This window comes from Rhodococcus koreensis (genome assembly GCF_900105905.1).
Taxonomy (GTDB): domain Bacteria; phylum Actinomycetota; class Actinomycetes; order Mycobacteriales; family Mycobacteriaceae; genus Rhodococcus_F; species Rhodococcus_F koreensis.
The window spans coordinates 287975-308921 of sequence record NZ_FNSV01000004.1; the positions used below are offsets into that span (position 1 = coordinate 287975).

General features: G+C 65.4%; 16 protein-coding genes and 1 pseudogene. 8 read left to right on the forward strand and 9 right to left on the reverse strand.

From position 1 onward, the window contains the following. Positions 1-3: 3 nt before the first annotated feature. From BLV94_RS04035 to BLV94_RS04050, 4 genes are all read left to right on the forward strand, one after another. Positions 4-798, forward strand: a complete 795-nt coding sequence (locus tag BLV94_RS04035) for a hypothetical protein (protein ID WP_072949386.1) — start codon at positions 4-6, stop codon at positions 796-798. After that, positions 795-1775, forward strand: coding sequence for an RDD family protein (locus tag BLV94_RS04040; RefSeq protein WP_072949387.1), 981 nt, complete (start codon positions 795-797; stop codon positions 1773-1775). The genes BLV94_RS04035 and BLV94_RS04040 overlap by 4 nt, the downstream gene beginning before the upstream one ends. Positions 1776-1846: 71 nt before the next feature. Then, positions 1847-2881 carry an ABC transporter ATP-binding protein gene (locus tag BLV94_RS04045; RefSeq protein WP_072949389.1) on the forward strand — a complete coding sequence of 345 codons (1035 nt, stop codon included), beginning with the start codon at positions 1847-1849 and terminating at the stop codon, positions 2879-2881. Between the two features lie 175 nt (positions 2882-3056). Then, complete coding sequence (locus tag BLV94_RS04050) at positions 3057-3713, forward strand: TetR/AcrR family transcriptional regulator (protein ID WP_072949390.1); 657 nt, start codon at positions 3057-3059, stop codon at positions 3711-3713. A 54-nt stretch (positions 3714-3767) separates the two neighbouring features. Here BLV94_RS04050 and BLV94_RS04055 read toward each other — a convergent pair whose 3' ends face one another. Continuing rightward, complete coding sequence (locus BLV94_RS04055; RefSeq protein ID WP_072949392.1) at positions 3768-4574, reverse strand: crotonase/enoyl-CoA hydratase family protein; 807 nt, start codon at positions 4572-4574, stop codon at positions 3768-3770. A 258-nt stretch (positions 4575-4832) separates the two neighbouring features. On the opposite strand from BLV94_RS04055, the gene BLV94_RS04060 reads away from it, so the two are divergent. Beyond that, on the forward strand, positions 4833-5669 hold the full coding sequence (locus BLV94_RS04060) for a hypothetical protein (RefSeq protein ID WP_072949394.1): 837 nt from the start codon (positions 4833-4835) through the stop codon (positions 5667-5669). A gap of 1151 nt (positions 5670-6820) precedes the next feature. Here BLV94_RS04060 and BLV94_RS04065 read toward each other — a convergent pair. From BLV94_RS04065 to BLV94_RS04085, 5 genes are read right to left on the reverse strand one after another with little or no spacing between them, the layout of a single operon-like run. Next, complete coding sequence (locus BLV94_RS04065; RefSeq protein ID WP_072949396.1) at positions 6821-7543, reverse strand: IclR family transcriptional regulator; 723 nt, start codon at positions 7541-7543, stop codon at positions 6821-6823. Positions 7544-7593: 50 nt separating this feature from the next. Beyond that, positions 7594-8880, reverse strand: coding sequence for a CaiB/BaiF CoA transferase family protein (locus BLV94_RS04070; RefSeq protein WP_072949398.1), 1287 nt, complete (start codon positions 8878-8880; stop codon positions 7594-7596). Then, positions 8877-10349, reverse strand: coding sequence for a tripartite tricarboxylate transporter permease (locus tag BLV94_RS04075; protein WP_072949408.1), 1473 nt, complete (start codon positions 10347-10349; stop codon positions 8877-8879). The genes BLV94_RS04070 and BLV94_RS04075 overlap by 4 nt, the downstream gene beginning before the upstream one ends. A gap of 53 nt (positions 10350-10402) precedes the next feature. After that, positions 10403-10891 (reverse strand): tripartite tricarboxylate transporter TctB family protein, encoded by a 489-nt coding sequence (locus BLV94_RS04080; protein WP_072949399.1) that lies wholly within the window; start codon positions 10889-10891, stop codon positions 10403-10405. Continuing rightward, positions 10888-12132, reverse strand: coding sequence for a tripartite tricarboxylate transporter substrate binding protein (locus BLV94_RS04085; protein ID WP_244163480.1), 1245 nt, complete (start codon positions 12130-12132; stop codon positions 10888-10890). The genes BLV94_RS04080 and BLV94_RS04085 overlap by 4 nt, the downstream gene beginning before the upstream one ends. Positions 12133-12393: 261 nt before the next feature. Here BLV94_RS04085 and BLV94_RS04090 point away from each other — a divergent pair, with 261 nt between their 5' ends. Beyond that, on the forward strand, positions 12394-13614 hold the full coding sequence (locus BLV94_RS04090) for a lipase family protein (RefSeq protein WP_244163481.1): 1221 nt from the start codon (positions 12394-12396) through the stop codon (positions 13612-13614). A 30-nt stretch (positions 13615-13644) separates the two neighbouring features. On the opposite strand, the pseudogene BLV94_RS50390 reads toward BLV94_RS04090, so the two are convergent. The 3 genes and pseudogenes from BLV94_RS50390 to BLV94_RS04105 all read right to left on the reverse strand — a co-directional run. Continuing rightward, positions 13645-14030 (reverse strand): annotated as a pseudogene (locus BLV94_RS50390) (hypothetical protein); the annotation flags it as partial. Between the two features lie 402 nt (positions 14031-14432). Next, positions 14433-15866: a hemolysin family protein gene (locus BLV94_RS04100; RefSeq protein WP_143051329.1), complete on the reverse strand. Its 1434-nt coding sequence runs from the start codon at positions 15864-15866 to the stop codon at positions 14433-14435. A 209-nt stretch (positions 15867-16075) separates the two neighbouring features. After that, a complete protein-coding gene (locus tag BLV94_RS04105) occupies positions 16076-16333 on the reverse strand; it encodes a hypothetical protein (RefSeq protein WP_072949404.1) in 258 nt (85 codons plus the stop codon). Positions 16334-16881: 548 nt separating this feature from the next. Between BLV94_RS04105 and BLV94_RS04110 the strand changes: the two genes are divergently transcribed. Together BLV94_RS04110 and BLV94_RS04115 are read left to right on the forward strand one after the other, a co-directional pair. Continuing rightward, positions 16882-19587 (forward strand): cation-transporting P-type ATPase, encoded by a 2706-nt coding sequence (locus BLV94_RS04110; RefSeq protein WP_074933580.1) that lies wholly within the window; start codon positions 16882-16884, stop codon positions 19585-19587. A 126-nt stretch (positions 19588-19713) separates the two neighbouring features. Further along, a complete protein-coding gene (locus tag BLV94_RS04115) occupies positions 19714-20877 on the forward strand; it encodes a PQQ-dependent sugar dehydrogenase (protein WP_072950237.1) in 1164 nt (387 codons plus the stop codon). Positions 20878-20947: the final 70 nt, after the last annotated feature.

Consider the following 20947-nt stretch of genomic DNA (forward strand, 5'->3'; position numbering starts at 1 on the left):
GGGATGACGAAGACATCCACCAACACGCCACGATCGCGGATCGACGTCGACACCACGACCCTGCGCGCTCACGCAATCGAAGCCCGTGCCGCAGCGGCGGCCGCACTCGCGGCCGCCGAGCGCGCCGCGAAAGCCGCCGAACCACGTCCGCCGGACGATTCCCCCGCACCGGTCGCCGACGAGCAACCACAGCGTGCGGCCGGACGAGGTGGTGCGTTGCGCGGGCGCCGGAAGGCAGCAATGTACCGCGCCGCGGTGATGCTCCTCGCCGTGACCTCGCTCGCCGGCTCCGCCGCCGGTGTCAAGGCCTGGTGGGATCACCGTGCGGTCGAACAACGCGATTCGGCGGACCAGGCCGTGGTGCATTATGCCGAAGACGCTGTTGTGCAGCTCATCTCGACGAGCAAAGAAGACCCCGACGCCTACGTGCAACGCATCCTCGACAACGCAGCCGGCCAGTGGCATGACGACTTCGATGCCCGCAAACAGACCGTTCTCGACACCATGAAAGCCGCGGGCAACGTCACCGTAGGCCATGCCGTCGAATCCGGCATCGAGCGACGAAATGACGACGGCAGCACCACTGTTCTGGTGGCCGTTTCGGCGGACGGCAATGTACCGCTCGCCGGGCCCGGCGCCGCTGACCCCGCCACAGGCGGGGCCGGAGAACAGGCCCCACCCCCGGGCGGTGATCCCGGTATGACGGCGACGATCGAGCCACAGGAGTACCAGCTGCGCGTGGACGTCGTCGACGTCGACGGGCAACTCAAATTGTCGAAGGTGGGATTCGTCCAATGACGACACTGAACATCGATACCCAGGTGAAAGAAGAGAGCGCAGAGCCCGACCGCGACAGCGCAAGGGAGCAGGGCGCATCACTCGTGCGCCGCGCCCGCGCACTGGCAATCGACATGTGCCCGCCCGTCACCGCGGCGGCTTCCGTAGGGATGCTGTCCCACATTCTGGCGGGGCAGGTATGGGCCGTCCTGTGTTGGGGCATCGTGGCCGTGTCCGGGCTCGTCATCGTCGCCAACAGCATCATCTATCAGGGTCGCACCGGGCGAACCGCCGGCAAGTACCTCGTGGGCCTCCGCACGGTATCCACCACCACGGGAGCTCCGATCGGCGTCCTCCGTGCACTCATCCGGCTCGGGTGCCTGCCCGCCGACGGGATCCTGTTCCTGATCGGGCGGTTCTGGCCCCTCCATCGGGGACAGCGACGCACATTCGCCGACAACATCGCCGGATCAGTCGTCAGAACGTACGACACGGAGGGTCCAACCGACGGTCGGCGCCGACTCGGCATGACGGCCGCAGCGGTGATCCCACTCGGTGCCGTCCTTCTCCTCGTCCTGGTCCAATTCTTCAGCCAACGCGCCGCCGACCAGGAAATCGCGGCAGCGCACGGATCCGTGACGCAGGTTGCCTCCGACGGTGCCGTAGCGCTCCTGTCGTACAAGCCCGACACCGTCGATCAGGATCTGGACGCCGCACGCGGCGTGCTGACCGGAGACTTCCTCGAAACGTACACAAAGCTCGCGAAAGATGTGGTCGCGCCGACGGCAAAAGACAAGCAGGTAACGATGCAAGCGTCCGCGGCAGGTTCTGCTGTCGAATCGGTGTCCGCAGACCAAGCATCAGTACTCGTCTACATCAACCAGAGCACGACGACGGCAAACAGCCCCGAAACTACGCAGTCGCAGAACGCCATTCGGGTCGGCCTCACCCGCGTCGACGACACCTGGCTGATCAGCAAATTCGAACCGTTGTTCTGACAGTAGGGCAGCGGGATAGTGGCCACCGCTGCTGCAAACACCAATCCCCAGGCCGTGAGAGTGAGGAAACAATGGGTGTCGAGGTAGCGGTCACCAATCTGACGAAGTCCTTCGGATCGCAGAAGATTTGGCAGGACGTGTCGCTGACGCTTCCGCCCGGTGAGGTCAGCGCGTTGCTGGGCCCGTCGGGTACGGGTAAGTCGGTGTTCCTGAAGTCGCTGATCGGTCTGCTCCGCCCGGAGCAGGGATCGATCGTGATCGACGGCACCGACATCCTGGAGTGCTCGACCAAGGAGCTCTACGAGATCCGCAAGCTGTTCGGGGTGCTGTTCCAGGACGGTGCCCTGTTCGGGTCGATGAACCTCTACGACAACGTGGCGTTCCCGCTGCGCGAGCACACCAAGAAGAGCGAATCCGAGATCCGCACGATCGTGATGGAAAAGCTTGAACTGACCGGTCTGATCGGCGCCGAAACGAAACTGCCCGGCGAAATTTCCGGCGGCATGCGCAAGCGCGCCGGCCTGGCCCGGGCGCTGGTGCTGGACCCGCAGATCATCCTCGTCGACGAGCCGGATTCCGGTCTGGATCCGGTCCGCACCACCTACATCAGTCAGACGTTGATCGACATCAACGCCGAGATCGACGCGACGATCCTGATCGTCTCGCACAACATCAACCTCGCGCGCACGGTGCCGGACAACATCGGCATGCTCTTCCGCCGCCAACTGGTGATGTTCGGTCCCCGCGAGGTGCTGCTCACCAGCGAGGAGCCGGTGGTCAAACAGTTCCTCAACGGCACCATGATCGGACCGATCGGCATGTCCGAGGAGAAGGACGACGCTCAGATGGCAGCGGAGCAGGCCATGGTCGACGCCGGTCACCACGCCGGTGGCGTCGACGACGTCGAGGGCATCGTCCCGCAGATGAAGGCCACCCCGGGCATGCCATTCCGCCAAGCCGTCGCCCGCAGGCAAGAACGGGTGCGCGAGATCATGGACACCCTGCCCTACAGTGCCCAGCTCGCGATCCAGGAGAGCTTCGAATCCACCGCACTCACCGAAGAATTTCCGGCCATCATGGCGGACGAGATGTACGCCGTCGACTAGCGCGCGGCGAATCCGATCAACCCCCGAAGAAGAGAGAGCACATGATCATCGACTTGGTAGACCCGATCCAGAACCTGGTGACCGCGATTGCGTGGTTGCTCGTCAGAGGTCACCTCCCCCCACTGTAGGAAACTGCGACAGCCCAGATCGACGGACGAGCGACACAGGCAGGACCATGGATTCACGGCGGCGAGTACCGTCAGCAGTATTCGACGAGGCAACGGCGGTACTCGACGAACCGGATTGGCGATATGTGGCGCAACCAGAATTGTCGCCGATTCTTCGCGGGGCCCTGGATGCTTTCTACGAAAAGGGTTTTCGTGGTACGACGGTGCGAGATATTTCTCAACGCGCCGGCGTGACGATGCCCACGCTGTACTACTATCACGGGAACAAGGAAGGCATCTTCACGGCGCTGCTCGAGTGCGCGACCAAGGATGTCCTCGCGCGCGCGTACGCCGCGCGGGACGAGGGCGGGGACAAGCCGGAGGTCCGACTGGCCTATGTGGTCGAATCGATACTTCTCCGGACCCTCATCAGCCCGCGGATGGTGGCGTTGGAGCCCGATATCCGGTTCCTCAGCGCACCGAATCGCGACCGCTTTGAGCGTGTGCGAACAGGGGTCGAACGTCTGCTGCTCGGGATCGTACGAGAGGGGCGCCGCCGGGGCCTTTTCACCGTATCGGATCCCGTGCTCACCACAAGGGCGTTGCTCGACATGTGTGATGCCGTTCCCCGCTGGTACGTCGAGTGTCCGCCCAAATATCAGGCCGTTGCGCAGAAGTATGGTGCCATTGCATTGAACGCGGTGGGGTACAGGGCGGACGGCTAGATCGGGGCTCCGACAATCGCCCGAAGCGCGGATCAAGCGTGAATAGAACATGATTCATACCGGGTCGATGAACGAGGGGGCGCGCCCGGAGACGCCGGCAGCGACCGCGGCGACCTGATTTGGTGAACCCAGAAGTCCCAATTGAAGCCGGGATTCGAGGGCCAGCGCCTCCGCTGTGTCGCCGTTGTTCCAGCCCTCGTCGTAGAGGCGCTTGGCCGCCCGGATCGCATCTGGCGATTTCTCGGCGATGTCATCAGCCAATTCGAGTGCTGCACTGAGTGGGTCCTTGGCCGTGCGAGTGCCCAATCCCAACGAACTCGCCTCCAGGCCCGATACGATTCGTCCGGTGAAAGTGAGTTCCTTCGCCACGTCGATGCGCATAACACGTGGTAGGGACTGAGTGATTGCCATGTCCGGGACCAGTCCCCACTTGACCTCCATGAGGGACAACCGGGCGTCGGGCGCAGCGATTCGGATGTCGGCGCCGAGCGCGATCTGCATACCGCCACCGAAGCAGTTTCCGGTGATCGCGGCGATCACCGGCACCGGAACTCCTGACCAGTCGTGCGCCGCGCGCTGCGCGAAATTGGCAGGTTTCCCATGCTCCCGGACGAACAGGGTGTCGATGCCTCCCGCTGAGTCAGCAAGAAAACTCGAGATGTCCAAACCTGAGCAGAAGCTGCGCCCTTCGCCGTGAAGAACAACCGCTCTCACTGTGCGATCGGTAGCGAGGTGACCTGCGGCTTCGAGCAATCCCTCGAACATAGCCTTGTCCAACGCATTGTGCTTCTCGGCACGGACCATCGTGACAGTCGCTACACCGCTGTCGCTCACGCTGAGACGAATTCGTTTATCACTCATGGGGGCTGACTCTAACTCTGGGACTGTCCGGCCCGAAAGCCGTTCGCGGGCGGAGTGTTCCTTTCTCGTCGATTTTTCGCTCCCGGTCGAGATGGCCGGCAGTGTGGCTTTCCCCCGACGCCTACCCCCAAAGTGTGATTCCCGTACCCCCCTGGGGAGACGCGCGCCATGGGGTGGCGGACCTAGCCTCAAAGGATCGTTGGCCTACACCGGCCAGGCAGTGGCGATTCGTACAAAGATGTTGGACTAGGAGCAGCTATGGGGCGCATGCCATCCGAGGTCATGCAGCATGAACTCGACATGATGTGGCAGAGTATTTTCACCTGGCTGAGTTGGGCCATAGTTGCCGTTATGCTGGCCATTGCCTTCCGAATGTGCGTCCGGCAGCGGACTCCCTTCTATCTGCTGGCATGCCTGGCGGCCGGTATCGCGGCCTTCGCTGAACCGCTCTACGATGTCGCTTTCGATCTCTGGTTCTACGATGTCCACAACGGCGAGCCGGGAGCGATGTACTCCCACTTCACTGCATTCGGGGTCGTTCAGCCGAACTGGTCGCATAGCGGCTACATCATCCTGTACGCGAGCGCCTGCCTCTACGCTGGCCGTCGCATGTACGAGGGAAGCCTCCGGCGCAAGCATCTGTTCCTGATCTGGGGTGCCGAGATCATCACGTCGTGCGTATTCGAGGTCATCGGTACCGGCACAAATGTTTATACCTATTACGGTCCGTACGAGTTGCGGATCTGGAACTATCCGTTGGTCATCGGCGTGCTTGAGGGAACCCAGGTAGTGCTGTTTACTGTACTGGCGGTGCAGCTCTGGCGGCGGGTGTCGACCGCGTGGGGCCTCGTCGGCCTCTTGGCGGTCTTCCCCGTCACAATGTTCGGTGCGAACTTCGGCCTCGGTGCACCAATTATCATTGCCCTACATCTCGACGAGTCCGAGTTCTCAAGCGGAATAGTCTGGGCAGCAACCCTACTCACCATTACGTTGTGCACTCTGGCGGTGAACGGCGCGAGCAAGTTCCTTCCGCGGCCGTTTGCTACGCCCGAGCCGGATGGCGCGCCCGTTGCGAAGGCGGTCGCGGCCGCCTGAGTGTGGCTGGGGAGGGGAACCACATCGACCCAGGGCAGCGTCTGCAGCGGGATCGATCAAGAAGTTCTCCTCGAAGGCCGGCCGCAGCATCGCTAGGGCCTCCAAGATGGTGCCGGACTGGGAGTGCTCGTCGACCTCGATCTTCTTCCGGGCGGCGCCCCGATCACGACTGATCTCGTCGGAGAACGCGGCCCCCGGCGCTGGGACTCGTCCTGCTGCTGGCTCGGGCCGTAGTTGCGGGTCCACGGGCTCGGCGTGCGGCCATGTGGACGCTACCGAATGTGTCGTCGACCAGTTGGCGGTCGCCGAGCTTGAAGTCGGACCGTAAGGAATGCGACGACGTCGTCGCATTCCACATGAACTGGCCGGGCAAGTCGCCGTTGATGATCGCGTTCTACCCCTCGCCAGATATGCAACTGAGGCGCCATGCACATCGAACGTTCTCGTGGTAGCCGAAGCGCAAGCTGCTCCGATGCTGGATTGGGACTGTCCGGGGTGTGTTGCCATGCTCGGAGCGGTCACATGGACCTCACTTCGACGTAACCCAGGGGTTGCCGTGGGTCGCATATTCTGGATTTACGCATCACCACTCGACCGGAGAGGCGCAAACCTGATGACGCCTGAAGTAGCCCGTAGCCGCCGATTCGATCGGCGCACGACGCCTCCCGCGGTCCGACAACTGTCCGTCACTGATATCGCCGGTGTTGTTGAAGCACTCACCGGCCAGAGGCTACTGCCACGCGAGGGTGCAGAGACCGACTATCGCTTGATGTGATGCTCCACGCTCGACGACTTCGATGATAGGCACCTTCACCGACCGGTGGCGATGGTGAGATCAGCGGTTTCGGGGAGCAGTGTGAGCGCAGGCTGGGGAAAGGTCGCGGCGCTCGATCACTCGCGGGTTGGACTGGCCGGATTCAACGGGCATCCCTCCTATAGAGCGATGGGTGCAGGTCCACTCGGCGCCGCGGAGAATGCGCGACGCCACCGCCCGAATTGGTTCAAGCTACGGGCTTGGTGCGCCGCATCCGGCCGGACTGGACGGAGACCGGTTCCGATCGTCGCCAGTCCGGATCCCACCAGTGCCGACGCCACCAGCTGTGGGTGATGTAGGCAGGCGGCGGTGCTGTAGTACTCGGGAAGTTCGCGGCTCACCGGAGTAGCAACTTGGCGATACTGTTGGCGGCGTAAGTTGTGGCGGACGCCAGCTCGTCCAATCGGCTTTCGATGCGTCGGCTGGGCCCGCCGATGGCCAGGCATGCCGCGAGACTCTTACCAACAACAATGCCTGAGGCGACGGCGCTGAGGTCGGGGAAGGTGTCACCGTGGTTGAAGGCAACGCCGGTGGCCCGGGCTTCGATGATTTCGGCGCGCAAGCCCTCTTGCTTCGACGGGTGAATGTGCTCGCCGATGTAGAGGTCGATCTGCTCGTCATCACGCTGGGCGAGGTAGAGCTTCTCGATGGACGACGGGTGGTCGCTGGGAGGACGAACTCGTGGCGGGGAATACCTCACAACTTGATTGGACTCCACATTGTGCAGATAGATGAGGGTCTCACCGACCACGCGACCCAACATGACCGTCTCGTCGAACTGCCGCACAAGGTCGTCCATGAAGGGCTGCGCGATCGGCACGATCGACGGGCTGTCGACAGCGGCGAGGGCGCCGATAGACGGGCCGGTACGGTAGCGCGACCCGTCGTATGTGAGATAGCCGCGGAAGACCAGCGCTTTGAGCAGTGGGTGGAGTGATGACTTGGCGGCTCCCATCTGGTGTGCCAGCTCGCCCAGAGTAATTCCGTCCTTGGACGCCGCCGCGAGTTCCAGCGCGTGCAGCGCCCGGGAGACTGCTCGGTGTCCCTCGCTGTCGGCCATACCCACCCCTCCTGTGTCATCCTGTCGGGCCCGTGATTTAGACGGCGAGTCTATCTGTCCCCTGCGGGAGCGGACGCTCCAGCAAACAGGTCGGCGTCGGCGGTCGCCACGATTCCGCGGCGAAGGAAATCGTCAATCTTCTTCTCGTCGTGGCCGAGCTCGGCAAGCAGTTGCCGCGAGTGCTGCCCCAGGGCCGGTACCGGGCGCACCGGGTACTCCTTACCGCGCTCGGTGATCACCTGGCGCAGGGTCGGCACAGGCCCGACGGGCGTGGGTGTTTCGACCCACCGGCCCCGCTCCACCAACTGCGGGTGCTCGGCCACCACCGCGAGATCGTTGACGCGGGCGCAGGCGATCCCTATCTGATCGAGCAGCTCGGTGAGCTCGCCGGCGGTTAATCTCCGGCACGTGTCGGCGACCAGCGCGTCGACCTCGTCGCGGCGCCCTGCCCGGGCCACGTTGGTGGCGTACCGCTGGTCGGAGACCAGGTCCCGGCGTCCCATCACGTGCTCGGCGAAGCGCGCCCACTCGCGGTCGTTCTGGATACCGATGACCACCGGGGTGTCTTGTGTGGCGTACTCGCCGTAGGGCACCAGCGAGGGGTGGCCGAGGCTGATCCGCTCGGCTGGGCTGCCGTGGTGCTGGGCGTAGTAGATGTGGTTGGCGATGAAGTCGGTCATTGCGTCGATCATCGCGACGTCGACCACGGTTCCCGATCCGGTGCGCTCGCGTTGGAACAGGCCCATCATCGCCGCCGAGGTCATGTACATGCCGCTGGCGACGTCGGCGGCCGAGAAGCCGGGTTTGACCATCAGGTCCTTGGTGCCGGTGACGGCTACGGCTCCGGACTCCGCTTGTACCAGGGCATCGTAGGCACGCTTGCCGGCATAGGGGCCTGGCGTGCCATACCCGGAGTTGGACACCACGATCAGGCGCGGGTTGTGGTGGGTCAGCTCGTCGGCACCCAGGCCGAGCCGCTCGACGGCCCCGGGGCTCATGTTCTGCATGAAGACGTCGGCGGACGCGAGTAACTCCAGCATGATTTGGCGGCCCTCGGGCGATTTGAGGTCGAGCGCCAGTGATTCCTTGCCGCGGCCCGTCCACAGGAACACACTGGACATCTCGCCGGCCACGGCGGCGTCGTATCCGCGGGCGAAGTCGCCACCGTCGATTCGCTCGACCTTGATCACCCGCGCCCCGAGATCGGCGAGCTGCCGGGTGGCGATGGGTACGGCGACGGCATGCTCGAGTGCGACGACGGTGACGCCTGTCAGCGGTAGATTCTCTTGCTTCGCCTGTGTGGTGGGAATGGTGGTAGTGGAAACAGTCTGGGTCATTGGGTTGCCTTTTCGGGTTGGCGGTCGGTTACATGTCGGGTACGGCGCGCGCGCAAGGAACGCGCGGCCATCACCCCGATGAACACGACCGCGAAGGCCAGCATGGTGCCGGAGATCGGTCGGGTGACGAAGACGGTGACGTCGCCGCCGCTGATGAGCAGCGTTTGGCGAATGGCGGGCTCGAGCAGCACTCCGAGAACGAAGGCGAGCACCAGCGGGCCGGGCTCGAAGCCGAGCTTGCGCATGGCGTACCCGAGGACACCGAAGACGAGCACCACCCACAGGTCGAAGATGCTGTTGTTGATGCTGAAGACCCCGAGCATGGTGACCACGACGGCGAGGGCGACGAGGATCGCGACGCGTACGTCGAGAATTCGGATGAATACCCGCACCAGCGGCAGATTCAGCACCAGCAGAATCACGTTGCCGACGACCATCGAGGCGATTACTCCCCAGAAGATGTCGGGGTGCTCGTTCATCAGCTGAGGCCCGGGGGTCACGCCCTGAATGAGCAACGCGCCCAGAATCAATGCGAGCACGGGGTTCGGTGGCAGGCCCAGGGTGAGCAAGGGGATGAAGGACGACTGCGAACCCGCGTTGTTGGCGGTCTCGGGGCCGGCGACGCCCTCGATGGCGCCGCGGCCGAAGCGTTCCGGATTCTTCGACCGCCGCTTCTCTGTCGCGTACGACGCGAGCGAGGCCACCATGCCACCACCACCGGGTACCAGCCCGAGAACGAACCCGATCAGGCTGCCACGGGCGATCGGTCCCCTGGACTGGCGCAGCTCGGCTCGCGACGGGAGCACATGGCCGACACGGGCGACGGTGCCGGCAGGCTGGCGCGAGCGCTCGAGGGTGTACAACAGCTCGCCGAGCCCGAAGAGCCCCATAGCGACCGCGACGAAGTCCAGTCCGTTGAGCAACTCGAGGCTGTCGAACGTGAAGCGCGCACTGCCCTCGATCGAATCCTGCCCCACGGTGGCCAGCAGCAGCCCGCAGAAGGCCATTAACAGGGCCGCCGCGAAGCGCCGCGACGCGAGATACGCCGCCAACACAATGCCCAGAAGCGCCACGACAGCGAACTCGGGCGGCCCGAACTTCAGCGCGAAGGAGGCCAGGACCGGCGCCAGCAGCACAAGACCGACGACGGCGACCAAGCCGCCGACGAAGGACCCGATCGCGGCGATGCCGAGGGCAGGCCCGGCCCGCCCTTGGCGGGCCATCTGGTAGCCGTCGAACGTCGTCACCACGGACGCCGCCTCACCGGGGAGGCGGAGCAACACGGAGGTGATCGTGCCGCCGTACATTGAACCGTAATAGATGCCCGCCAGTAGAATCACAGCCGTCGCGGGCTCGAGGCTGTAGGTGAGCGGCAGCAGGAGCGCGATCGTTGCCGTGGGACCGAGGCCCGGGATCACGCCGATGACCATGCCCGCCAGCACACCTAGCAGAACGAAAAGCAAATTCATTGGAGTCAGCGTCGTCTCGACGCCGGTGATAATGCCGGAGAAATCCACGAGACTTACCTTCCGGGGGCCAGCGGCCCGATTGGGAACGGTACGCCGAGCAATTCGACGAAGACGATCTGCAGTGCGACGACTCCCAGTGCCGCGGTGACCAGCGTGAGTCGCCACGACTCACCGAAGAGCCGGAGCCACACCACGAGTAGCGCGAAAGCCGGTACGGGCATGCCCACCAGCGGAAGCATCACCACGAAGAATGCGACGGAGGCGATGGCGGCAGCCACCCGAGCGAGGTCGCTGATCATGACCTTCTCGCAACGCTCGACCCCGGTAATGAACAACCAGGCGCTCGTAACGAGCACGCCCACCGAGGTCAGCAGGGGCCAAGCTCCGGGGCCCGGCTCGGTCAGGTCACCGAGACCGAGACGCACCGATTCGATTGTCGCCAATACGCCGAGAACGGTCAGGACCGCGGGGGCGAGGCGTCTATTCTCCACAACCCTCTCGTTCTTCTCGGCGGACTCCTCGACAACTAGCGTGTCGCTCACTTCTGGACCGCCTCTCGCCATTGGGTTTCGGCCGAGTTGATCTCTGCACGAATCGTTTCGGGGCCTGGGTCGTCGTCGCGCACGAATTCCTCTCCCAGCACGTCGGCAGTCGTCGGGTCTTTCAGGCACGATCCCATGGCCTGCGCCAAAGTGGTTTTCACCTCACCGTCGATCCCGGCCGGGGAGAGCAGGGTGACGTTGACTGTCGAGTCAGGTAGGTCGCCGTATCCCAACTCGGTGAATGTCGGTACCTCGGGCAGGAATTCGATCCGCTCGTCGGCCCCCGTGACCAGGGCTCGCAGATTTCCCGATTCGATCTGCTTGAGCAGCGTCGGCGACGTACTCAGGTAGGCACTGTCAACGTTTCCGCCCAGCACCGCGGCCGCGGACTGATCGTTGCTGACGAAGGGGACGTTGGTAAAACGAGGGCCCCCGGCCTCGGTGACACCGTTGATAGCGAGCGCGAAGATGCCCATCGAGCCTGGCATGGCGACCGAGAACGTACCGTCCTTCCGCTGGGCTGCCTCCAGCACCTCCTCCCCGTTGCGATACGGGCTGTCGCCCTTCACCACCAGCACCGAGGGGGCAAGCGTGATACCGGAAATCGGATCGAAGCTGGATCCGTCGTACTGAGCGCCATCGGTAACCAGTGGTACCAGTGCCGCGGTCGACAACGACACCACCGAGAGTGTGTATCCGTCCGGCTCGGCGTTGGCGACCCTCGTCATCCCGATCGCTCCGCCACCACCGTCCTGATTCTCGACGATAAACGTCCCACCCAATTCGTCCTCCATACATTTCGCCGCGACACGGGCGGTGGTGTCAGAGATTCCGCCGGCGGCAAACGGTGTGATGATCCGCACTGTCCCGGATGGGTAGTACCCAGCGGTGGACTTCGGCATCTCGGCGCATCCGACGGTCGCAAGTCCGGCAGCGACAAGCAGTGCGGTTATTCGGGACATCCCGGCCATCAGCATCACGTTCCTATATACGAATGGTGCATACTCATATTGGAATGGACGATAGGTGTCGACAGGGGTGATGTCAATCACAATCGGTGCGATGTGCGATTTCTTCGAGCCGCCATGAGTGACCGGACGGCACTTTGCGCTTTCGAAAGCAGTGCCGCACACGACCCGGGCGAGTGGGGGAATTGCCCAGCGGCAAGGATGTGGCGTCGACGCGCGCCGGGGGCAAGGGCGCACCGCGTTGGTTTCCGCCGGCATCAGCTTGCCGATCACGATCGTCTGCGAAGTTCACCTCACGCGCAGATCGTGCTTGCGGGTGGCGAAATACCTTCCAGATCCGCCCGTGCGTCGACTTCGATGCGCGGTACAGGGGGACGTCGGCTCCCACGGTCAGTGTTGGGCGTTGCGCGACTGCAATTTCGGGTGTGCTGAGGTCATCTGTTCGACCCGCTCAACGGTGTTGCGATCTGGGAACGGATCCGGGCAGATAAATGATGCTTTCGGTCGTACCATTTGGGTAGTAATATGATTTCCATGCGAATGGCGGCGTGGCTCGTCTGTCTTGCCATGGTGACGTTCTCGAGCGCTGGCTTGGTGGCGGTCGCCGCTCCTGCGCTGGCCGAGATACCGGCACCATCCGAGGACCCGTTCTATCAAGCTCCGACCGGCTACGAGTCGCAGCTTGAGGGGACGATCCTGCGGTCGCGGCCGGTGACCGCGACGGCGCTAAGTGTGCCCCTTCCGGTCGATTCGTGGCAGCTGCTGTACAAGTCGCTCGACTCCCACCGCGAACCGGTGGCCGACGTCGCCACGATTCTGGTCCCTAGAACACCGTGGACGGACGCCGGCCATCGGCCCCTGGTCTCCTATCAGACCGCGGAGGACAGCCTCGGATCCCGGTGCGCTCCGTCGTATGCACTCACGGCGGGCCTCGGGGCCGCGACCTCGAACGCCGCATCGGAGTCACTGATGATCGCGCACCTGCTGTCCCGTGGATGGGCGGTCGTCACCGCGGACTACGAGGGGCCGGAGTCCGAGTTCCTCGCCGGCCCGCAAGCCGGCTTCGCGGTTCTCGACGGGATCCGCGCCGCTCAGCATTTCGAACCAGCCCGGCTGAACACGCAGTCGCCGACGGGTCTGTGGGGATACTCCGGCGGCGCCTTCGCCACGGCGTGGGCCGCCGAACTTCAGCAGTCCCACGCTCCCGAGCTGGGTCTGAACGGTATTGCACTGGGCGGGTTACCCGCCGACCTTGAGGCGACCATGCGGAACGTCGATGGTGGGTACGGTTTCGGACTGACCTTCGGCGGAGTGACCGGTATCGATCGGGCATACCCCGAGAAGCAGATGAGCGAACTCTTCACCGCTGAGGGCAGAGCGGCCATGCACGCGACCGGTGCTGCGTGCACCGTCGATCTGATCGCGACCTATGCGTTTCGGTCGTTGCACGACTTCACGATCGACCCTCGACCGTTCGACCATCCGGCGCTGCGTTCGGCACTCGCTGAGAACAGCCCTACCGCAGTAGAAGTCAGCGCACCGATCTACAGCTATCACGCGGACGGGGACGAGCTGGTACCCGTCGCAGTCCACGACGCATTCGTCCGGCAATACTGCGCTGCCGGGAGTACCGTCGAGATCGTCCGCTACCCCGGCGGAAGCCACAACACGATGCTGATCTCCGGGGCCTCGGGAGCGATCGATTTTCTCGCAGCACGATTCGCCGATACGCCTGCCGTCGACGACTGCCACTGACGGCAGTCAGCAGAGCTAGGACACGGGACAGCGGTCCGCGTGCAGGTAGTCAGCGTCATGGACGGACGAAGTCCGACTCGTCCTCCCCGAACAGCGTCACCCCAGTGGTGCAGTATGCCCTTGTCACAGATCGCCAGGTCGAACAATCCACCCCGATCTTCTGCGCGGCCGCGGCCGCGACCACGGGGAGGGAGCCGTAGGTGGTGAACACGACCACCAAGCCCCTGGCGCGTTTGCGGTGCCCCATCTCCGCAGCGAGCTTGACCGGATCGGTGGTGACCGGGATCGCGACATCGTAAATGCACCACGGCCTCGACCGAGCGGGACACCTTGGTGTCCGAGCGCACCGCGAACGCGCGCAGGTCCATCGGGGTCTGTGCCGTCCACTTCCGCAACGTTTGCGACAGCACCGAGATCTACCGCCGGCCATTGTCAGCTTGCCGCGTTCGTTCTAGATCCAGACGGCTTCTGTCGCCCATGCTGGTGGGCAACCCATCTCAGATTCGGACCGGTTCATTGCGGCGAGCGGGGTTCCGTCACTCCGCACAGCGACGTAGCTCTGTGTGGAGTCACGTCTGCCCCAACTGTGGAACCGGTGTTCGACGACCCCGTCCGCGCGGACCGGACATGACGAAATCGGTTTCTGCCGTTCTGTCGTGCGCAGTCGGCGCAGGCGAGGATTGCCTGAGCGCGGAGACGAGGTAACGACGTGCAGCAGCACGTCGGTTCCGGGGAGCGAAGCGGATGGTCGACGATCACTGGCAAGGACGGCAGGCTCGGCATTGGAGGCTGTCGATTCCAGCACCCACCTTCACTTCCTACGAGGTGACGGTGTTCGGCTGCCATCTCGCCCCGCGCCCATGCGCGTTGGGCTCATCGTGGGAGTATCTTCCCGGGCCGTCGCCGCGAGCCCGGATCGCCTGATCAGCCCTGATTGTGGTCGAGCGCGGCACGGCCGGTGGCGGTGCGCCGCGGATCCGATGCCCGGTGGTGACCCGGATGCGGGAGATCCGGCGACCGTCGAGGGCGCTGACGGTGAGAATGTGGCCGTCGAAGGTGATGCTGTCACCGAGCTGGGGGACGCGCTGGAGTCGGTGGAGCAGGAAGCCGGCGACCGTCTCGTAGGGGCCGTCGGGCAGCGCGATGCCGGTCGCCTCCTCGAAATCTTCGACGATCAGTAGCCCGTCGACGGGCCGGTGAGGCGGCAGCGGTGACGGTTCGGCGGCGGTGGGGTTGTCGTACTCGTCGCCGATCTCGCCGACGATTTCTTCCACAATGTCCTCGAGGGTGGCAATGCCTGCGGTGCCGCCGTATTCGTCGACGACGATCGTCATCTGACGATTGTTCTGCCGCATGTCCGCCAGTGCTGCCAGCGCCGGTTTCGAGGCGGGCAGTTGCAGGACCGGCCGACACACGTCGGCCACGGTGATGACCTCGGACTGGTCGGCGCGGAGCAGGTCACGGAGGTGGACGAATCCGACGACGTCGTCGAAGGACGACCCGATGACGGGGTATCGGCTGTGTCCCCACTCGAGCGCCTGCCGCCCGGCCTGTGCCACCGGGGTGTCGGCGGACAGGAACCGGACGTCGGTCCGCGGGCGCATGACCTCGGACAGGGAGCGTTGGCCGGCGTCGAAGACCTCCGAGTGGATGCGGCGCTCGTTCTCGGCGATTGCGGTATGCCCGATGACGAGGTCGCGCAACTCGTCGTGGGTGATCGCCTCGTTCGTGGTCCTCGGGTCGCCGCCCAGGATGCGGACCAGCAGGTCGGTGGAGGCCGACAGCAACCAGATGACCGGACGCATCACCGAGGCGAAGCGGTCCAGCGCGGGCGCGGTCAGCAGCGAGACTCCGGTCGCACGTTGCAGGGCAATGCGTTTGGGGGCAAGTTCGCCGAGGATCAGGGACAGGTAGGCGATCGTCAGGGTGGTGCCGACCAGCGCGGTGGCCGAGGCAGGCCCGGTCGGCATCCCCCACGACTCCAGGGTCGGCGCCAGGGCGGGCGCGATGGTGGAGGCGCCGTAGGCGGCCGACAGGAACCCTGCCACCGTGACGCCGATCTGCACCGCGGACAGGAACCGGTTCGGGTCGCGGGCCAGGGCGGCGGTCCGCATCCCGCGGCCACCGCGGCGCTCGAGGCGCCGGATCTGGCCCTCGCGCAGCGACACCAACGCGATCTCGGTGGCCGCGAACACGCCGCCGACCAGCACGAAGAACAGCACCAGTCCGGCATTGGCTACCGTGTCGTTCATCGCAGCCGCCTACCTCGAAGCGGCCGGGGTCTGTGACGGTGACCCATGGTCCTTTCACCTCGGAGGCGATGTGGATCTGCGGTGACCTTCAGTGTAGTCAAATCGGGCAAATCGGACATTAGGGCTTGGTGGTCGGCGCCGGCGGAAAGGGGACGCACCCGCTGCGCGGGCGAGCCGGCGACGGTTCCTGTAAGGATTGGTTCGGCTGGTCAGAGTGAGTCGACCAAGTGGAGTACGGACAGGGGTAGTGCAGGAATCGCTAAACCGGCGCTGAAGGATGCTGCCCGTGCACGGGCGCGGCGGAACCGGTTGGTGTGGAAGGCGAGGAGTCCGGCGAAGGTGATGAGAGTCGCGGCAACGAGAACACGGATCGGCGAGATCAGGAGCACCGCGACACATCCGCAGACGAATGCGGCCGTCACCCACCAGGGTTGCAGGTCGTGGATCTCGATGGCCCTGGTCTTCATCGCACTCCTGTCACCCGTTTCAGGCTGGGTCGTACCGGAACCGGGCCGTGTTCACTGTGCCCCCTGCAGACGGGTGATCGCTCGGCCGCACGGGGTCACAGTGTGAGCTGAGGATCTGTCCATCGGCCCGCGCCCCGCGTCTCCGGTCCCTTCGGGTGACCGTCGGCTTCCTCTATGGTCAGCCTTGCGTTGGAGTCAACCCGGCGTCAATCGGTGGGGGCACCCCTTTGCGCCGGATCGCGGGTGCCGTCGTCAACCCTGCTACATGTTCGGCACCCCGAGAAATGGGTGTCGGACCCGATTGTGCCGGTGCGTTCGTGTGGGTGACGATGAACCCGTCCACCCGCGAGCGGTCGCCGATCAGCCCGGGCCAGTCACCCACAGGAGCGTTGCACAACCCCACCAGCGGTGTGAGAGTCACAGGGATTCGACGCGAGGCCGCAACCGCGGTTCCGCCCATGAATCCGTGATAGATGCAGCAGCGCAACAGGACTGGCCTGAGGAGCCGGTATGCGACGGGTCACCCCACCGAAAATGAGGTGCAGGCAATGGATCCCCCATGGCATGCGTTGGAAGCGCCGGGGACGCTGGACCTGCTCGATTCGACACCAACCGGTCTGACCTCGGAGGAAGCCGCCCGGCGCTTGGCCGTCCACGGCCCCAACACGCTGCCTGCCGGGCGCAGTGACCGGTGGTGGTGGCGGCTGCTGCGGCAGTTCCACAACGTGCTGCTGTACGTCATGATGACTGCCGCGGCAATCACCGCATTCCTCGCACACTGGGTGGACACTGCCGTACTGCTCGGGGCGGTGGTGATCAACGCGATCCTCGGCTTCATCCAGGAGGGACGAGCCGAATCCGCGCTCGAGTCGATCCGCGCAATGCTCTCTCCCCGGGCTCGTGTGCACCGGGACGGGCGGATCGTGGAGATCCTCGCCGCCGACCTCGTTCCCGGGGATGTGGTCCGCCTGGTCTCGGGGGACCGGGTGCCGGCCGATGTGCGGTTGATCCGGGTGCGCGAACTCCGCATCGACGAGGCCGCGCTCACCGGGGAGTCAGTGCCCGTCGACAAGACCTCGAACCCGGTGGACCGCGACACCGAACTGGCCGACCGCCGATCCACCGCCTACGCCGGCACGGTGGCCGTATTCGGACAAGGCGACGGCGTCATCACCGCCACCGGGGCGGGCACCGAACTGGGCCGGATCAATGCGCTGCTTGCGGGCATCGCCAAGACCACCACCCCGCTGTTGCGGCAGATCGACCGGTTCGGCCGGTGGCTGGCCGTCGTGATCCTCACCGCCGCCGCGGGCACATTCCTCCTCGGGATCGTCTGGCGCGGCGAATCACCCTCCGAGATGTTCACTCTCGTCGTCGCTCTCGCCGCCTCCGCCATCCCCGAAGGGCTGCCCGCGATCATGACGGTGACCCTGTCGCTGGGCGTGCTGCGGATGGCGCGGCGCAACGCGGTGATCCGCCGGCTGCCGGCGGTGGAGACCCTCGGGTCGGTGACGGTGATCTGCTCGGACAAGACCGGCACACTGACCCGCAACGAGATGACCGTGCAGAAGGTGGTCATCGCGCACCGCACCATCGACGTCGGCGGGGTCGGATACGCCCCGGTCGGCAACCTCACCGAAGACGACGGGGTCGTCATCGACCCGGACACCGACCCGGCCCTGCAGGTGGCAGTGCGGGCCGGAGTGCTGTGCAACGACGCCACGCTCTATGAGGCCGACGACGTGTGGGAAATCGACGGCGACCCGACCGAGGCTGCGCTGCTGGTCCTCGGTGTCAAGGCCGGGCTGTCCCGGGCGGCCGCGGACGCGTCGTGGCCCCGGCTCGACGCGGTTCCGTTCGAATCCGAGCGGCGCTTCATGGCAACCCTGCATCCCGGCGACACCGCGGGGGATGAGCGGATCTACCTCAAGGGCGCCCCCGAGCGGGTCCTCGCGGCGTGCACGCATCACCTCGACGCCGGCGAAGCGGTCCGCATCGACCACACCCACTGGCCGCGGCGCGCCACCGAGACCGCGGCGCAGGGACTGCGGGTTCTGGCCCTCGCCTACCGGGACCGCCCCTCCACGGACGGCATCCTCGACGCCGCCGACGCCGAGGACGGATTCACCCTGCTTGCGCTGGTGGGAATCATCGACCCCCCGCGGCAGGAAGCGATCGACGCGGTGCGGGACTGCCACCGGGCCGGCATCACCGTCAAGATGATCACCGGCGACCACGCCGACACCGCCGCGGAGATCGGGGCGCAAATGGGCCTCGGCACCGGTACGCGGCCCGTGACCGGTGCGCAGATCGACGAACTCGATGACCCGGCACTGCGCCGCGTCGTCGCCGAGACCGACGTCTTCGCCCGCGCCAGCCCCGAACACAAGCTGCGATTGGTGCGGGCCCTCCAAGACGGTGGACAGGTCGTCGCCATGACCGGGGACGGGGTCAACGACTCCCCGGCCCTGACCCGCGCCGACGTCGGGGTGGCGATGGGCCGCACCGGCACCGAGGCCGCCAAGGAGGCCTCGGACATGGTGCTGGTCGACGACAACTTCGCGACGATCGCCGCCGCGGTCCGCGAAGGACGCGGCGTCTACGACAACCTCAAGAAGTTCGTGCTGTTCATGCTGCCCACCAACGGCGGCGAAGCGTTGGTGGTGATCGCGGCGATCCTGTTCCAACTGACGTTGCCGCTGACGCCGGCGCAGGTGTTGTGGATCAACCTGGCCACGGTCAGCACGCTCGGGTTGGCGTTGGCGTTCGAGCCCACCGAACCCTCCGTGATGCGGCGTCCGCCCCGCCCCCCGACCGAGTCGCTGCTGTCCGGGTTCTTTGTCTGGCGGGTGGCCCTGGTGTCGGTGCTCATGATGTCCGGTGCGCTCGGGTTGTTCCTGTGGGAACTCGAATCCGGCACCACCGTCGAGGTGGCCCGCACCATCGCGGTCAATGCGATCGTGGTGACCGAGATGTTCTACCTGATCAACAGCCGGCACATCAGAGCATCGGTTCTGAACCGGGAAGGGCTGTTCGGCAACAGATACGTGCTCGGCGCGATCACCGCGTGCATCGTGCTGCAGGTGCTGTTCACCTACGCCCCGTTCATGCAGGCAATCTTCGGCTCGTCCGGGCTCACGGCGACCGAATGGGTCAAGGTCCTCGGCGTGGGACTCGTGGTGTTCTTCGTCGCCGAGGCCGAAAAGTGGGTGATCCGTCGGCGACGCCGGCACACTACCGCCCACGCTGGGTGACGCAATGAAGCACCTACATGGGCTTTCCGATTCCGCAGTGCATCAACGATTTACGCCTGCAGCCCGCTGGTCGTGTCGCCTTCATGCCGACTGGAGACTCGTCCCGCACGGAAGGGAACACCGCTCATGACGACACACCCACATCGGCATCTGTTGTGGGTGGCGGCGGTGAGCGCTGCCTGCTGCACGGCCGCGACAGCATGCGGCGCACCCGCACCGGACGGTGCGCTCGCCCTTCCAGCACTGGACGTCGTCACCGAAATCGACGATCTCGACCACCCCTGGGACGTGGTCGCCGCGCCGGACGGCACCCTGCTGACCGGCGAGCGCTCCGGACGCTTCGTCGTCAAACACCCGGACGGCTCCACCGCCGTGCTGGCGGCGGATCTGCCCGACCTCGTCGTCCACCACGAACTGGGCCTGATGGGCATCGCCCTCGCCACCGACTTCGATACCACCCGCACCCTCTACACCTGCCATACCCATGCGGCGGGCGAGGTCACCGACATCCGGGTGCAATCGTGGACCGCAGACGCCCAGTGGACCGCCCTGACGCCCACCGGCGTGCTGATCGACGGCCTGCAGCTCAGCGACCGCGGCCGGCACGGCGGCTGCCGACTCCTCCCGCACCAGGACGGGACGCTGTGGATCTCCACGGGAGACGCCACCCAAGCGGCGGCGCCACAAGATCTCCACTCCTTGGGCGGCAAGGTGTTACGGATCGACGCGGCCACCGGGTCACCCCCGGCGGACAACCCCTTCCCCGACAGCGCCGTCTACACCCTCGGGCACCGCAACGTCCAAGGGCTGACAGTGCGCCCGGGCACCGGGGACATCTACTCCGTCGAGCAGGGCACCCACCGCGACGACGAGGTGAACCGACTCGTCGCCGGCGGCAACTACGGATGGAAACCGGACACCGGCGACGGGTTCTACGACGAATCCGTGCCGATGACCGACCTCGACCGCATACCCGAGGCGATCGAGGCGGTCTGGAGTTCCGGACCCGCCACCATCGCCACCGCCAGCGGCACATTCGTCACCGGCGCGCAGTGGGGGGACTGGGACGGAGCCCTCGCTGTCGGCGTCCAGAAAGGCCGCAAGGTGCTGTTTCTGCGACTCGACCCCACCGGTGCGCATGTCGTTGCCGAGGCCGCGCCACCCGAACTGGCCGGCAAATACGGCCGCATCCGCACGGTCGCCGCCCAGCCCGACGGGTCGCTGCTCGTCACCACCGACAACGGCGACGGTGACCAGGTGCTCCGCGTGACGCCCGCGGCCGGACGGTGAAGCTCCCACCCTCCGACCCGAAACGACGGGCGGGTTCGCCCGCCGGGTCCCAGCACACTTACCTCGATTC

Coding starts and splice junctions, on each gene's coding strand:
- BLV94_RS04045 (WP_072949389.1), top strand. CDS start 1,847: ATGGGTGTCGAGGTAGCGGTCACCAATCTGACGAAGTCCTTCGGATCG.
- BLV94_RS04050 (WP_072949390.1), top strand. CDS start 3,057: ATGGATTCACGGCGGCGAGTACCGTCAGCAGTATTCGACGAGGCAACG.
- BLV94_RS04035 (WP_072949386.1), top strand. CDS start 4: ATGACGAAGACATCCACCAACACGCCACGATCGCGGATCGACGTCGAC.
- BLV94_RS04110 (WP_074933580.1), top strand. CDS start 16,882: ATGGATCCCCCATGGCATGCGTTGGAAGCGCCGGGGACGCTGGACCTG.
- BLV94_RS04070 (WP_072949398.1), bottom strand. CDS start 8,880: ATGACCCAGACTGTTTCCACTACCACCATTCCCACCACACAGGCGAAG.
- BLV94_RS04105 (WP_072949404.1), bottom strand. CDS start 16,333: ATGAAGACCAGGGCCATCGAGATCCACGACCTGCAACCCTGGTGGGTG.
- BLV94_RS04040 (WP_072949387.1), top strand. CDS start 795: ATGACGACACTGAACATCGATACCCAGGTGAAAGAAGAGAGCGCAGAG.
- BLV94_RS04060 (WP_072949394.1), top strand. CDS start 4,833: ATGGGGCGCATGCCATCCGAGGTCATGCAGCATGAACTCGACATGATG.
- BLV94_RS04115 (WP_072950237.1), top strand. CDS start 19,714: ATGACGACACACCCACATCGGCATCTGTTGTGGGTGGCGGCGGTGAGC.
- BLV94_RS04075 (WP_072949408.1), bottom strand. CDS start 10,349: ATGAATTTGCTTTTCGTTCTGCTAGGTGTGCTGGCGGGCATGGTCATC.
- BLV94_RS04065 (WP_072949396.1), bottom strand. CDS start 7,543: ATGGCCGACAGCGAGGGACACCGAGCAGTCTCCCGGGCGCTGCACGCG.
- BLV94_RS04100 (WP_143051329.1), bottom strand. CDS start 15,866: ATGAACGACACGGTAGCCAATGCCGGACTGGTGCTGTTCTTCGTGCTG.
- BLV94_RS04090 (WP_244163481.1), top strand. CDS start 12,394: ATGCGAATGGCGGCGTGGCTCGTCTGTCTTGCCATGGTGACGTTCTCG.
- BLV94_RS04055 (WP_072949392.1), bottom strand. CDS start 4,574: ATGAGTGATAAACGAATTCGTCTCAGCGTGAGCGACAGCGGTGTAGCG.